11 protein-coding genes are annotated in these 14,659 nt (G+C 58.5%); 5 read left to right on the plus strand and 6 right to left on the minus strand.

The genetic code is table 11. The annotated features are described in order from the left end of the window. From ACRAUW_RS00360 to ACRAUW_RS00370, 3 genes are all read right to left on the minus strand, one after another. Positions 1-923 (minus strand): MCP four helix bundle domain-containing protein (locus tag ACRAUW_RS00360; RefSeq protein WP_431360703.1); only part of this gene is annotated, 923 nt, incomplete at its 3' end. 355 nt (positions 924-1,278) lie between these two features. Further along, a complete protein-coding gene (locus ACRAUW_RS00365; RefSeq protein ID WP_431360704.1) occupies positions 1,279-1,485 on the minus strand; it encodes a hypothetical protein in 207 nt (68 codons plus the stop codon). A gap of 207 nt (positions 1,486-1,692) precedes the next feature. Beyond that, positions 1,693-2,472, minus strand: coding sequence for a BPSS1780 family membrane protein (locus tag ACRAUW_RS00370; RefSeq protein WP_431360705.1), 780 nt, complete (start codon positions 2,470-2,472; stop codon positions 1,693-1,695). A gap of 302 nt (positions 2,473-2,774) precedes the next feature. On the opposite strand from ACRAUW_RS00370, the gene ACRAUW_RS00375 reads away from it, so the two are divergent. Continuing rightward, positions 2,775-3,596, plus strand: coding sequence for a peptidoglycan DD-metalloendopeptidase family protein (locus ACRAUW_RS00375; RefSeq protein ID WP_431360706.1), 822 nt, complete (start codon positions 2,775-2,777; stop codon positions 3,594-3,596). Between the two features lie 293 nt (positions 3,597-3,889). On the opposite strand, the gene ACRAUW_RS00380 is transcribed toward ACRAUW_RS00375, so the two are convergent. Further along, positions 3,890-4,360 (minus strand): Rrf2 family transcriptional regulator, encoded by a 471-nt coding sequence (locus ACRAUW_RS00380; protein WP_005340388.1) that lies wholly within the window; start codon positions 4,358-4,360, stop codon positions 3,890-3,892. Between the two features lie 113 nt (positions 4,361-4,473). Here ACRAUW_RS00380 and hmpA point away from each other — a divergent pair, with 113 nt between their 5' ends. Next, the gene (hmpA, locus tag ACRAUW_RS00385) at positions 4,474-5,667 is read left to right on the plus strand and encodes an NO-inducible flavohemoprotein (protein WP_431360707.1); all 1,194 of its coding nucleotides are present in this window, start codon (positions 4,474-4,476) and stop codon (positions 5,665-5,667) included. Positions 5,668-5,766: 99 nt separating this feature from the next. Here the strand turns inward: hmpA and ACRAUW_RS00390 are convergent, their stop codons facing one another. Both ACRAUW_RS00390 and ACRAUW_RS00395 read right to left on the minus strand, forming a co-directional pair. Further along, complete coding sequence (locus ACRAUW_RS00390; RefSeq protein ID WP_043826113.1) at positions 5,767-6,351, minus strand: tetratricopeptide repeat protein; 585 nt, start codon at positions 6,349-6,351, stop codon at positions 5,767-5,769. 589 nt (positions 6,352-6,940) lie between these two features. Then, complete coding sequence (locus tag ACRAUW_RS00395; RefSeq protein ID WP_431360708.1) at positions 6,941-8,278, minus strand: MATE family efflux transporter; 1,338 nt, start codon at positions 8,276-8,278, stop codon at positions 6,941-6,943. 154 nt (positions 8,279-8,432) lie between these two features. Between ACRAUW_RS00395 and mscM the strand changes: the two genes are divergently transcribed. From mscM to ACRAUW_RS00410, 3 genes are all read left to right on the plus strand, one after another. Then, positions 8,433-11,714: a miniconductance mechanosensitive channel MscM gene (gene mscM, locus ACRAUW_RS00400; RefSeq protein WP_431360709.1), complete on the plus strand. Its 3,282-nt coding sequence runs from the start codon at positions 8,433-8,435 to the stop codon at positions 11,712-11,714. 23 nt (positions 11,715-11,737) lie between these two features. Then, positions 11,738-12,421 (plus strand): glycerophosphodiester phosphodiesterase, encoded by a 684-nt coding sequence (locus tag ACRAUW_RS00405; RefSeq protein WP_431360710.1) that lies wholly within the window; start codon positions 11,738-11,740, stop codon positions 12,419-12,421. Positions 12,422-12,573: 152 nt separating this feature from the next. Then, entirely contained in the window at positions 12,574-14,451 is a 1,878-nt protein-coding gene (locus ACRAUW_RS00410) for a methyl-accepting chemotaxis protein (RefSeq protein ID WP_431360711.1), read from the plus strand. Positions 14,452-14,659: the final 208 nt, after the last annotated feature.

Genomic DNA, 14,659 nt, shown 5'->3' on the forward strand with positions numbered 1-14,659 from the left:
GTTGCCAGCTGGTTCAGCTCATGTTGCTGAGCATTCATGTTGTTGGCTGACTGGCGAGCCACCGAGCTTATCTCCTCTGCGGCGGAACTCAGTTGCACCACAGAGCCCGACACTTCACTCACCAGGGTGCGCAGATTGGTCTGCATCTCGCCAAACCCTTTGGCAAGGGTACCCATTTCATCATTGTTGAACTGCTGCAGATCGATGCGGGAAGTGAGATCCCCGGCTGCAACCTTGCGGGTCTGTTCCAGCAACGCCATCACCGGATTGCGGATTTGACCGGTCAACAACCAGGCAATCCCCACCACAAAGCTCAGGGTCACCAGGCTGACAATTAGGCTCATGGTTTTGGCATCGTCATAGACATCGGCCACGCTTTTGGTCATATCAATGGCGATCTCGTTATTGATCTCTCGCAGCCGCAGTGACTTGGCTCCCACCTCCTCCAGTGCGAGGCGGGTGTCTACTTTACGCAAATTTTTGACTTTTTCCAGGTCATTGGCAGCAAAGGCATTCATCAGCTGATCATGTATCGCAAAATATTTGGCGGCACCGCTCAGCAGTTGGTCATACGTCTGCTTCTCTTCATCTGTGGTGAAGGGTAAGGCGCCATATTTCTGGGCCGCAGCGTCAAACTCCTGCTTGGCCTTGTTAAAGGTGGCCGTACGCTCACTCACCTCCTGGGCATCGTTGCTCAGCCCGGCGATCACCTGAGCCAACTGGGAGCGCCGCGCATCAAGAATGGCGACATGCATTTGGCTGGCATACCGAGTGGAGGGCAACAAATTGCCGGTGATGGTTTCGGTATCACCATAAAGCCTTGCCAACTGGCTGATGGAGAACCAGGCCAAGCCCAGCACCAGCAGCGCTAGTACAACGAATCCGGCACTCAGTTTCTGGCCGATAGACATGTTTTTGAACATATGAGGGCTTCCTTGAAATGGGTCTTCACTCCCGCGACCTCCGCCGGAATGGTCATATAAAGCATAGCCTGCCAACAGAAAACGGAAGTAATTCATACCGCTGCAGCACACTGTATATCGGCCCTTTTTCTCCACTCTAAAGAGAACTTGCCAGTTCACACTCTAATAACAATTCAATCAATTCAGGAAGATGCCAAAGCCCCCCGGCAGGATCGCCCAAGAAGTCAGCAACACGACTCTCCCCTTATTCTTGTGCATTTGTGCATCAGCCCAAGGGGGAGACTAACCCTGACCGCCCAGCTGTTTCACCCAGCCCGGGCTATCGACCAGATGTTGCAACAAGATGTTGCAACAATCAGTTGAAGTAACACTCGCCAAAATGCTGACCGGTCAACACCTCGATCCGCAGCAGACCGTGGAGTCGCGCATCAACACACAATGCCTCACCCAACGACTGACGGCGGCGGCCCAGCCAGAGGCCGCCAATAGCAGCTCGATCTTGGGTCCGTGGGCATACGGCGACGACGGAGAGGCGCGCCCCCTCTTCGGCGAGTAGAGTCACGATAAATTCGGGTGGAATTGGCCCTGAGACGACCCAAACTGAACGGCATTGCAGGCGTGGAGGAAGTCGAGGGCCTGAGCGATACGCATAAAAAATCCGAAACCAAGCAACAGGTTTCGGACTTTCATACACCAGAAAGATCGGTCAATCGCTCCTTAACTGATCGGCACCAGCCCCGCAGACCTCTTCTTTATCCCGATCCATTGATCAGGCTTCAAATCCGAATGGTTCCGCATTTGGCGCATCCTGCTGCGCCATCTCGTCCAGGAAAATATCCCGATAGGCCACATAGATGGAGTAGTTAAGCGCCGGGATCACCACCAGCAGACCTACCAGCAGCAACACCGCGCCAAACAGCAGCAGAATGGCAGAGAGGAGACCCCACCAGAAGAAGGGCCACATATTGTGCCAGCAACCGGCAAAGCTGAGTCGGGCCGCCTGCAAAATACCGACATCGTGGAAATAGATAAGGGCTGGCGAAAAGGTCACCGCCATCAGCACCGGAATAGCCAGCACCATACCCACCAGCAACACCAGCAGCAGTTGCTGTAGTTGCAGGGCCGAGACCACCATGCTATCCGGATCTTGAGTCAACACAGAGAGCAGTCCCCACATGGAGAGCAGCCCCCCGCAAACCAGCCCAATCAGGATAAAAAGTGCCAACACCAGCAGGCCACCCAGCATCAAGGGGGTTAGTTTGTGGCGAAAACCGGCGAAGAGATCGGCAAACTGCAGCGGCTCCCCCCGATAACCCCGAGCGGCGACCGCCACCCAACCCGCGCCCCACACCATGTAGAGCAGTTGGGAGATAAGACCACCCGCCGGTAGCAGATCGAGCACCATGCCGACGCCAAACCAGAACACTACCATGGCAACACTGGCCCCCATCCCCTTGTTGAAGATATCGAATCCGCTGCGAACCCAGACCCAGCCACGACCTGTCGTGTACCGAGCCGGAGTGGTGCGCAAAGGGGGTAATCCGTTCATATCGTCTCCTCGGAGTGTCGGTGGCATCAGTGCCGGAAGCCGATTCTAGAGCCAGGGCGGGGGCAACTCAATGGTGAAGCGGTTCGACCACGACATAAAACCTGACGCAGCTATGCACAAAAGGGGCGTCAGCCACGCCTCGCCTCTGGCTGCCCCGACTATAACGAGGCACAATCTGCTCCCTCCCCCAGCAGCCACTGTCGTGGCCAGCGTGCCGTGGTCACTCTTTAGTGATCGACGAATGCAGGACAAGGGGTTGTCATCCCGCCATCCCGGGCGTTTTAACATCGAGTGGTATCGTCATGAGAGTTGTGTGTTGTCTGTTGTTGTTACTGGCCAGCCAGTCAGCCCTGGCCGAGGGTTTTATCAGTCGCCTGCTCAACCATCCGGTGCCGGGTGGCGTTGCGGTGATCCCTCTTGGCGCGTCACCCACTGCCCCCACGGCCCGCTATCACGACAAACCCGTGCTGGTAGTGCGCGAAGACAACCAGTGGATCGCCATCGTCGGCATCTCTCTCAAAAACCCGCTTGGGGCCCAGCAACTGACCACAGGTGATGGCCGTACTCACGGCTTCACCGTTACACCGAAGCACTACCGTGAGCAGCACATCAAGCTCAAGAACAGCCGTCAGGTCAATCCACTCGCCGAGGATATGACCCGTATCAACCGCGAGCTGGCCGAGCAGACCCGAGCTTACCAAACCTTCAGCCCCAACCAGCCGAGCAACCTGATGTTCGACAAGCCGGTCAACGGCCCCCTCTCCAGCCCGTTTGGCCTGCGTCGTTTCTTCAATGGCGAGGAGCGCAACCCCCACTCAGGGCTCGACTTCGCCGTCGGCGCAGGCACCCCGATCAAGTCCCCCGCCGCTGGCAAGGTGATCCTGATTGGCGACTATTTCTTCAACGGCAACACCGTCTTTGTCGACCACGGTCAGGGGCTCATCAGCATGTTCTGCCACATGTCGAAGATCGATGTGAAGCTGGGTCAGAGCCTGCCGCGCGGTGGCATCGTCGGGCGAGTCGGTTCGACCGGCCGCGCTACCGGCCCCCATATGCACTGGAATGTCAGCCTCAACGACACCCGGGTCGATCCCGCCATCTTTATCGGTGTCTTCAAGCCCTGAATCGGCAGAGCCCTCTAACCAAAAAACCGCTAACAAAACAGGCTGCCCACAACCGGTAATGCAAGTCAGTTAAGAGAATTTGAGCCCCGATCCACGAGCTATAAAGACTAATCATTGAAGGAGGTGTGATGCCTCCCTCATTTTATTGCATGCCAGTCAGGGCAAGGGCTGTAGCCGCAATTGTTCTTTAATCATGGTGCCGCTTTTAATATTCAGTCTTTCGCATATCTCATCACAAGGATGCCTGGCTGACGGACATTAAGGCCAGTGGCAGTCCTTTCTATTTCTCACCGTCATTGTTCATCTTCGTCATCCGGCTCCAGCACCAGAGTCGGGATCAACTCGCCAAACACCCGTTGCAGCTCGTCACGGTTGGCCAGCAGGTCTTGCAGCGTATAGCTGTCCATCACCGCCAGAAACGCATCCATCGCCTCTTTCAGCGCACTCTTGAGCAGACAGACAGAGACGATGTGGCAAGCGGGCGAGCCGCAGTCAATGCCGTCCAGATTGCCTTCCAGCGCCCTGATCACCTGCCCGATATTGATGGTGGCGGGATCGCAAGCCATGCGAATACCGCCATTCTTGCCCCGCTGGGATTGCAGATAGCCCAGCTTCACCAGCTGATTGACCACCTTCACCATGTGATTGCGGGAAACACCATACAGGGCCGATACCTTGGCAACGCTCGACAACTCCCCTTCCGGCAGGGTGGCAAGATAGAGCAGGGCTCTCAATCCGAAATCTGTATAACTGGTTAGTCTCATAAAACCTGATTAGCGCGATGCGAAAAGTGGAGTATTGATTCAAATCAAATAAACATCTAGGATACCACTTATTAAATGGCATTTTAGATGTTCAATTAACTACGAGGCTCCCTATGCTAGACCAAACCACCGTTGCCGTCATCAAAAGCACCATTCCTCTGCTTGAATCGGCAGGCCCTGCCCTCACCCAGCACTTCTACCAGCGGATGTTCAGCCATAACCCGGAGCTGAAAGATATCTTCAATCTGGCCCATCAGCGCAGCGGTGGTCAGCCACTGGCCCTGTTCAATGCCGTCGCAGCCTACGCCAAAAATATCGACAATCTGGGAGCGCTCGCCGGTGCGGTCGAGCGGATTGCGCACAAACATACCGGATTCCTGATCCAGCCGGAACAATATCACATTGTAGGTAGTCATCTCTTGGCCACGCTCAAAGAATTGGGCGGAAGTGCGGTCACCGACGAGGTGCTGGAGGCATGGGGCAAGGCGTATGGCGTGCTGGCCGACATCTTCATCGGCCGCGAGCAGGAGATCTATCAGGAGAAGGCCAATCAGGATGGCGGCTGGCAAGGAACCCGCACCTTCGTCATCAAGGAGAAGCGGGCCGATAGCGCCCTCATCACCTCCTTCCTGCTGACGCCGGAAGATGGCAAGCCAGTGTTGGCCTTCAAACCGGGCCAATACCTCAGCATCAAGCTGGTTCACCCCGAGCTGGAATATCAGGAGATCCGCCAGTACTCCCTCTCCGATGCCCCCAACGGGCAGGATTACCGCATCAGCGTCAAGCGTGAGCCACAGGGTCAGGTCTCTAACCTGCTGCACGATCACCTGCAGGCGGGTGACAAGATCGAGGTGATGCCCCCTACCGGCGATTTCTACCTGAACGCCGACAGCCAGACCCCGGTGGTACTGCTCTCAGCCGGTGTCGGCGTGACGCCGATGATGAGCATGCTCAACCAGCTGCTGGCGAACGGCCATCAGGCTGATGTCACCTGGCTGCACGCCTGCGAACAGGGCGCTGTACACGCCTTCCGGGAGGATATTCAGCAAAAATCCCGCCAGCATCCCAACTTGCTGAGCCGGATCTGGTATCGGGAGCCGGAGGCTAGTGATGTGCAGGGTCAAGATTACGATCTGGCCGGCACCATGGATCTGACTGCCGTGAAGGAGCGCATCACGCCAGAGGCCCACTACTACTTCTGTGGCCCTGTCGGCTTCATGCAAGAGATCAAGCGGCAGCTGCTGGCGGCTGGGGTGAAAGCGGGGCAGCTCCATTACGAAGTTTTTGGCCCCCATCAAGATCTCTAAGGCGCGGGCAGCCATATAACAGAGGGAGGTTCCGGCCTGTCATGGCACGGCGGCTGGAACCGGACCCACAGGTGCAGATCTGTGGGTCATTTTTTTGGATCAGTGCATCGCCTTGGCGCGGGCCACCACGTTGGCCGGCATCCGGTTGCCAAGACGGTTGAGCAGACTCGCCGCCTTCTGGTGTAGCGCCTTGTCACCGATGACGGAGCCATGGAGCCAGCGATAGGCGTCCTCATAATCGAGCGGACTGCCCATCCCCTGCAACAGCATCTCGACCCACTCGATGCGGGCCCGCAGAAAACCGAGGCTGGCCGCCTCGCGCATAAGTGTCTCGGCTCGCACCAGATCCTTCTGCACCAAAGTTCCTTTCCAGTAGTAGCGACCCAACTGCTCCAGCGCCGGCGCCAACCCCTGATTGGCCGCCTCCCACATATATTGCACCCCGATCTCGGCATTGGGTTTGGTACAGACACCCCACGCCAGCATATCCCCCCAGAGGAACTGGTAGGCCGGGATCTTCATCACCGAGGCGCGTGCTTCGATATCCTGAGTCAGCTGACAGCGATCCTGCTTCACCTGAGTGAGGTGGCGCCCCTGCTCAATCCAGTTGAGCAGCTCGTCCTGACGATAGAGCGGCACCGCCTGCAACTCGCCTGCGGCAAGAGGTGCGGGAGGCGCCACCACAGCAGCAGGTTCCGCCGGTTTTGGCAGCGGTGCGGCCCCCTCGCCACTGCTGGCAACGGGTGTGACCGGCTCGGCCGGAAGCAAGACGGGGACGGCCTCAGAGGGCGCTGGCGTAGCAGCAGAGACAGCCGCCGTTGCCACCGCAGCACTGCTTGCGGTCGGTGCCGATGCACTTGCTGCAGGCACATCGCTCGATACGGCAGCCGATACCGCCTCGGCACCATAGAGGGGCGCGGTGAATGCACCGACAAGAATGAGAAGGGTAAGGGGTTTCATCATAAGGATCTCCTGCTGCACTCTGTTATCGGCACCAACCCCCATCCCCTTAGCCTGTCGGGGTGACTTCACAAAAGGGAACCGAAACCAGCCTTCCTATAATACCGCAATCGAGGCTCGCCTCGTTCGCTTGATATCCTTCCCCCCAGAATCACCAGAGGCTTGTACACCCATCGCGCGGCTTCGTCTGGCAGGATACCATCTCCCTCTTCTTCAGCCATCACAGCTATTGCACCGCGATAAAGTCCCGGAGCAAGGTCGAAGACCACCGCACTGCAGCCAGCTTTATTCTCTGCACTTGGAGCCCGATTGCCTATTCGGCCAGTGCGTGGGCGCCGGACTCCCGACGCATAGCCCGCCACATCACCAGCACCAGCAAAGAGCTGCAGGTTGGCAATGCCAGCCAGACGCCGGGCACGCCCCACAGGGTCGAGAATCCCCACAAGAAACCGCCGATCAGCACCAGCTTGCCGCCGGTGAGCAGGGAGGCGATGCGAGCCCGATTGATGGCCTGGAAGTAGGTAGCCCCCACCAGCAGCAAGCCCTCCATCGGCAGCCCCCAGAAGTAGAGCCAGATCCCGAGGCTCGCCACCGGCAACAAGGTGGCGTTGTCCCCGGCAAACAGATAGACCGCCGCCTCCGGCCACAGATAGAGCGGGAGCATGGCACACAGGGCGATCCCCAGCGTCACTCCGAGCGCCAGATTGCGGATCCGCAACACCCGCCGCCAGTGACCGGCGCCCGCATTGAAGCTGGCGATGGGCTGGATACCCATGGCGATCCCCTCGAACACCAGATAGAAGAAGGCCTCGGTGTAACTGATCACCCCGTAGGCCGCCACATGCAGCGAAGTGCCGACCGCCAGCAACGCCTTGTTGTGCAGTGCCAGCACTACCGAGAGATAGAGGTACATCAAAAAACTCGATACCCCCAGGCGCACCGTCTCGCCCATCAGCCGCAGATCGGGGCGCAAGGTGTCCCAACTTATCCGCAGTTGGCTGCGCGGCGTGAAGAAGTGCCACAGGCAGGCGAGGCCCGTCACCGCCTGGGAGAGCATAGTGGCCGTCGCCACCCCGGCCAGTCCGAACGGAAACACCACCATCAGCAGATAGTCGAGCAGCACGTTGAGCAGCCCCCCGACCACCATGATGATAGTGACAAACCCGGGGCGGCCATCGTTGCGCAGCAGGGAGCTGAACGCCATTGACAGCACCGCAAAGACACTGAGCCAGGCGTAGGCCTGCAGGTAGGCGAGCCCGGCGGTGAAGATCTCCCCCTCCGCCCCCATCCAGGCCAGCATGGGCTCGCCATAGCGAATCCCGATAAAACTGAGCAGTACCGAGGCCAGCAACACCATCACCAGCGCATTGCCGACGATATGGCGGGCTTTGGCCGGGTTGCCCTGCCCCAGATAGAAGGAGACCAGCGACGAGGCCCCCATGCCGATCAGCGCCCCCACCGCATAGAGCACGGCGCAGATGGGGTAAGCCAGCATCAGACCGGCCATGCCATCCTGACCCAGCACATGGCCAACGAAGATGCCATCGATGGTGACATAGACGCCGGTGATCAGCATGGCGGCCACGGTCGGGGTTACGTAACGCCAGAAAAGGCGAGATAGCGGGGCTGTGCCCAGATCAACAGCTGACATATTCGACTCGGTGGAGAGAAAGCGGCCGGGATCATAGCGAAACGGCCGCACGACTTCCTGTTATTTGTGTTATGAATCATTAATATAGACTGCTTTACCCCCTCCCTGCCCTGTTTTAGGCTAGGGCCACCTCTTCTGAACGGAAACGAGCCTCATGTTGCAACGCCTGCTCACCCTCTTGCTGCTCTCCCTTCTCTTGTTGCCGCCAGCCGTGCGCGCCGACGATGCCATTGCCCAGGCCGAATCCCTGTTGCAGAGCGTGCCCAAGAGCGATACCCCGGAAAACCAGAAGCTGCGGGAGAGCTACCAGCAGGCGCTGCAATTTGCCAGAGAGGCCGAGCGCTACCGGGAGCAGAGCAAAGCCTATCAGCAGATCCTTATCGATTACCCCAAGGAGTCGGCACGGCTCAAGGAGAGCCTGCACAACTATCAGCCCGCCGCTCGCCCGCCGCTGGCGAGCCTCAAGGAGGAGGCGCTGCGCCAGGCCATTGGCCTTGGCAGCAACCGCCAGCTCAACCTGCGCAAGGAGCGGCAGGGGGTGATGGACAGCCTCAACCAGCTGGAGAGCACCGGGCAGGAGTATCACCTGCGGGTGGACGATCTGCGCAAACAGCTGCAACTGACCCGCAGCCAGCTGGAGCGACTGAGCTTCAGCAGCGAATCGGATCGCCAGCAGGAAGCCCAGCTGCTGCTGACCAGAATGAAGGAGCAGAGCCTCTCCGACCGGATCCAGATGCTGGAGCTGGAGCAGCTCTCGGCCCAGCAGCGCAACGATCTCGGCAAGCTGAAACTGCAGGAGCTCAATCTGGCCATCGCCGACGAGGATGAGTGGCAAGCCAGCCTGCTGACCCAGCAGAACCAGCTGCGGCGGGAGAAGACCGAGCAGGCGCTGGAGGAGAGCGAACGGCTGCGCAAACAGCTTACCACCGACATGCCGCTGCTACTGGAGCAGCAACAGCAGAATCAGGCGCTCTCCATCCAGCTCGGCACGCTGGAGGATCAGATTGAGCGGGTGCAGGACGAGCAGCGCAGCGTCGACAAGAATCTGTTTGAACTGAATGAGCTGGTCAACTCGGTACGCGAACAGCTGGAGTGGCTGCAGATCAGTAATGCCTACGGCGAGAACCTGCGCAGCAAACTCTCCGATCTGCCTCCCCAGTTCCCCCTCGACAAGCTGGAGTCCGCCATCGTCAGCGCCCGCATGGCCAAGTACCAGTACGAGAGCGAGCAGGATGGGCTCAAGGATACCCGTCAGCTGCGCGACAAACTGATGGCCGAAGAGGAGGTAACGCTCGATCGGCCGCAGCAAGCGGTGCTCGACAACCTGCTCAAGGCCCGACGCCAGCTGCTGACCCGGCTCAACGACGCCTCCGACACCCTCATTCAGGAGCAGACCCGTCTCAAGCTGCTCTACAGCCGCCAGAACAGCAAGATCGACGAGATCCGTGAAATAAGCGCCAGCCACCTGTTCTGGATGCCAGATGTGCGCCCCTTTACCCCGCAGGTCATGCTCGGCATTCCCGCCGCGCTGACCCTGGCCTTCAACCCGGATAACTGGCTGCAACTACCCTACGCCATCGCTGAGAACAGCCCGCTGAGCCTCACGCTGGCCGGTATTGGGCTGCTGGTGCTGGCCTGGAGCTGGTTCAAACTGGCCCGTCATCTGAGCCTCTATTGCGACCATATTGCGCCGCGGATCGGCAAGGTGACCCAGGACAAATTCAGCCTCACCAGCCGCTTGCTGCTGCGCTCCCTGCTTGCCGCCCTCCCCTTGCCCGCCATGGTGTTGATGGTGCGCGGCCTGCTTGAAGGAGCCTGGCAATACCCGTTTGCGGTGGCGGTGGCGCGCGGTCTTGGCGAGATCTGGTTTCTGCTGCTGGCGCTGGTGATGGCCCGCCATCTGACGCTGGAGCGGGGGATTTTGATCCACCACTTCCGCTGGCCCCGGGAACAGGTGCAAAAGGTATGGGGGCAGTTTCGCACCCTGCTGCTGGTGCTGATCCCGAGTTTCTTCGTGCAGGGGATGGCCAACAGCTATCAGGAGCACGCCTTCTACGACTCCCTCGGCCGGATGGCCTTCATGATCGGTGCACTCTGGCTGCTGCTCTTCTTTGCCCGTCTCAACCGGGAGCGATTGCCGCTCACCTGGGGCCAGACCGACATGACCAAGCCCCATCTGCTGCACCACTTCATCTGGAACAGCCTGATGCTGGCGCCACTGCTGGCGGTGATTGGCGCCCTGTTTGGCTACTTCTATACCTCGCGCACCCTGCTGCGCCAGCTGGAGCTTAGCCTGCTGATGGGGCTGGGTTGCCTGCTGGTCTACTATCTGGCCAGACGCTGGATGCTGATCCAGCGCCGCCGCCTCGCCTTCGAGCGCGCCAAGAGCAAGCGGGCCGAGATCCTGGCCCAGCGCGGGCGTGACGACAATCAGGAGGAGCTGAGTTCGGAGATCCCCGATGTGGTGGAAGAGAACGAGCTGGATCTCGATACCATCAGCGCCCAGTCGCTGGGGCTGGTGCGCACCTTGCTGATGCTGGGCTTCACCATGCTGGTGGTGGTGCAATGGTCGGATCTCAACTCCGCCTTCAGCTTCCTCAGCAATATCGAGGTGTGGCAGGTGAGCAGCAAGATTGGCGGCATCGAGCAGCTCTCGGCCATCACCTTGCAGGATCTGATGCTGACCGCCTTCGTCTTCATCCTGACCGTGGTGACAGCCCGAAACCTGCCGGGGCTGATGGAGCTGACCCTGTTGCAGCACCTCAGCCTCTCCCCGGGTACCGGCTTTGCCCTCACGACCACCAGCAAGTATCTGGTGATCCTGATCGGCGCCCTCACCGGCTTCTCCATGCTCGGCATCGACTGGTCGAAGACCCAGTGGCTGGTCGCAGCCCTCTCGGTGGGGCTGGGTTTCGGTCTGCAGGAGATCTTCGCCAACTTCGTCTCCGGCCTCATCATCCTGTTTGAAAAGCCGATCCGGCTCGGTGACACCGTCACCATCCGCGATCTCACCGGCACCGTCACCAAGATCAAAACCCGGGCAACCACCATAGTGGATTGGGATCGCAAGGAGATCATCGTGCCCAACAAGGCCTTCATCACCGAACAGTTCATCAACTGGTCGCTCTCCGATGCCATCACCCGGGTCAAACTGAAGATCAGGATCGGTCTGACCCGGGACCCGAAACTGGTGCAGCGCATTCTGGAGGAGTCCATCCAGGCATCGACTCTGGTGCTGGAGACACCGACCCCCGAGGTGTTCCTGATCGAATTCACCGACTCGGCGCTGATCTACGAGATCCGTCTCTACGTCAACAACATGGATCACCGGATGCCCATCACCCACGAGGTTCACTCGCTGGTGCTGGAGAAGATGCAGCAGCAGGGACTTACCCTGCCCCATCAACAAATCGACATTCACCTGAGCCGCGGCTGATCCGCGAGGTAAAGGAGCAGAACATGCAGATTATTGCCCACCGTGGCGCCAGCGGTCTGGCACCGGAGAACACCCTCAAGGCGATGGCCAAAGCGCTGGAGCTGGGAGCGTCAGCCATCGAGATCGACGTGCAGGCGGCCGATGGCGAGTTGTGGGTCTTCCACGACCGGCGGCTGGAGCGTTGCACCAATGGCAAGGGGGTACTGACCGAGCAATCCCGCGCCTATCTGGAGCAGCTCGATGCCGGTGAGGGAGAGGTGATCCCGACCCTGTGGCAGGTAATGGAGATCATCGCCGGACGCTGCGAACTGCATATCGAGCTCAAGGGCGCTCATACTGCCGATGTGGTGGCAGCCCTGACCCGACGGGCAGAGGTCGAGCTTGGCTTTACCCCCGGACAGTGGGTGGTCTCCTCCTTCCATCACCCGGAACTGGCCCGATTTGCCGCCTCGCGGCCCGCTATCCGGCTCGGTGCCCTGACCGCCAACCTTCCGCTCAACCTGGCGCAGTTTGCCGACGAGCTGGGGGCCTGGTCCATCAATTGCGATGTTGATTTCATCGACGCCGCGCTGGTCGATGATGCCCATCGCCGGGGGCTCAAAGTTCTGGTTTATACCGTTGATTATCGAGAAGATTATGAAACGCTCTCTAGCATGGGTGTCGATGGAATCTTTACCAATCGACCAGATTGTTTTCTGGCTCGGTGAGGGGCGAGACGCGCATGGATAACCACTGATTTAGGCACTAACTTTAAATAGCTGACCGGGATACAACGAGTTCAAGTTCGGCCGATAAACAAAGGCTCATAACAATAACTAGATGCCACACACTTCAGACTGACGCTCACAAGGATGTAACCATGAACTTATCCATTAAAAACAAACTTGCTCTGGCTATCGGGAGCATCATTCTGGTAATCACCAGCCTGCAAGTCTGGTACAACACCTCGCAACTAAGCAGCGAAACCCATCGCTTGATCTGGAATACCATTGATGAAAGCTCTATGGCCAACGTCAAGGGGATCTCCCGCTGGGTTGACTCGCGGATCAGCATGGTCAGCACCACCAAGGAGGCATTCGCCACTGAAGATGAGCCCATCAGTCATCTGGCCCAGTCCATGAATGCTGGTGGTTTTGATCTGATCTATGCCGGTACCGCAGACGGCAAGATGATCCGGAGCAAACCAACCGACTTGCCCGCCGGTTATGACCCGCGCCAGCGCCCCTGGTACAAAGACGCAATGGCTGCTGGCAAGATGACCATCACCTCCCCCTATGCGGATATCTCCACCGGTCAGCTGATTGTCACCATTGCCGAGCCGTTCCAGCGCGGCAATACCCAAGGCGTCATCGCCGGTGACGTCTCCATCAGCTCACTGATCTCGGACATTCTGGCGGTCACCACCGAGGGCACCTACGCCATGCTGGTGGATAGCAGTGGCACCATCATCGCTCACCCTGATGCCTCCCTGAGCCTGAAATCCGCCACCTCGCTGGCGCCAGAACTAACCGCAGCTTACATCAATCAGATCGCCAATGATGGCAAGATCAACGAGCAGGTGATCAGCGGCAAAAAAGTAGTCTTTGACTTTAAGAGCATCCCAAATACCAACTGGTATTACGGTATGATGGTGGATGAGGAGATCGCCTACCAGTCTGTACGCCGCATGATCACCATCTCTCTCATCGAGGGTATCATCACCATACTGATCGTGGCGGGCTTCTCCTATGTCGCCATCAACGGCTCGCTGGCCCCTCTTAAAGCATTGGGCGAGGCGATTGCCGATCTCTCCCGTGGCAACGGCGATCTGACCCGCCGTATCAAGATCGAACGTGAGGATGAGGTGGGCGCGCTCGCCAAACACGTCAACACCTTCATCGACCGGATCCATGTGATGGTGCAGGATATCTCTAACTCCTCCGGCCAACTCAATCAGCAGGCCGAGTCCTCCCACAGCATGGCCGAAAAAGCCAATCAAGGGCTGGCACGCCAGCAAAACGAGATCTCCCAGATTGCCACTGCTGTCCACGAAATGTCGGCCACCGCGGTCGAGGTTGCCAGCAACGCCGAGCAGACCGCTGAAGCAGCCCGCGCCTCCAGCAGCAGTTGCGAACATGGCAAGCAGGTGATCGCCCGCAACCAGCGTTCTATCACCGATCTGGCCACCCAGGTAGAACAAGCCTCCAACATCATTCAGGAACTGGAGAAAAACGCTCAGGAGATCAACACCATCCTCTCCACCATTCAGGGCATCGCCGAGCAGACCAACCTGCTGGCACTCAACGCCGCCATCGAAGCGGCACGTGCCGGTGAACAGGGCCGCGGCTTTGCGGTGGTAGCCGACGAGGTACGCGTCCTGTCACAGCGTACCCACAGCTCAACCGTCGAGATCCGCAATATGATCGAAACCCTGCAACGCAATACCCAGGGGGCGGTCAGCACCATGCACGAAGGCCAGCTGCTGGCCCAGAACAGCGTGGATGATGCCAACAACGCCACCCGTGCGCTCGAGCAGATCACCACCTCGATCAACCAGATCTCCGACATGGCGACCCAGATCTCCAGCGCGGCTGAAGAGCAGCGTGCCGTCACCGATGAGGTAAGCCGTAATATTCAGGCAGTGAAAGATGTCTCTGATGACTTGGCGGTGGACGCAGACAATTCCCGCCATCTCTCTGAGCAACTTAAAAATATTTCGGGTGAACTGAGCAATCAGGTCGGCATGTTCCGCATTTGAGCATGAGCAAAAGGGGCCGTACAGGCCCCTTTTATTTTTCTAAATAGCGCTTAATTTTCAGTTAGTAATCTCAAATAACCCAATCCTACCCCACCATAAACCTCCAGTGATTCATCTGGATTTATCCAATCACCGCTGTTGTAACCATCGCCATTCGAATTACCTATTTTAATTCGAACAGCCAAATGCCAATAATTATCATTAAAAA

The organism is Aeromonas sp. (genome assembly GCF_050633025.1).
Taxonomy (GTDB): Bacteria; Pseudomonadota; Gammaproteobacteria; order Enterobacterales; family Aeromonadaceae; genus Aeromonas.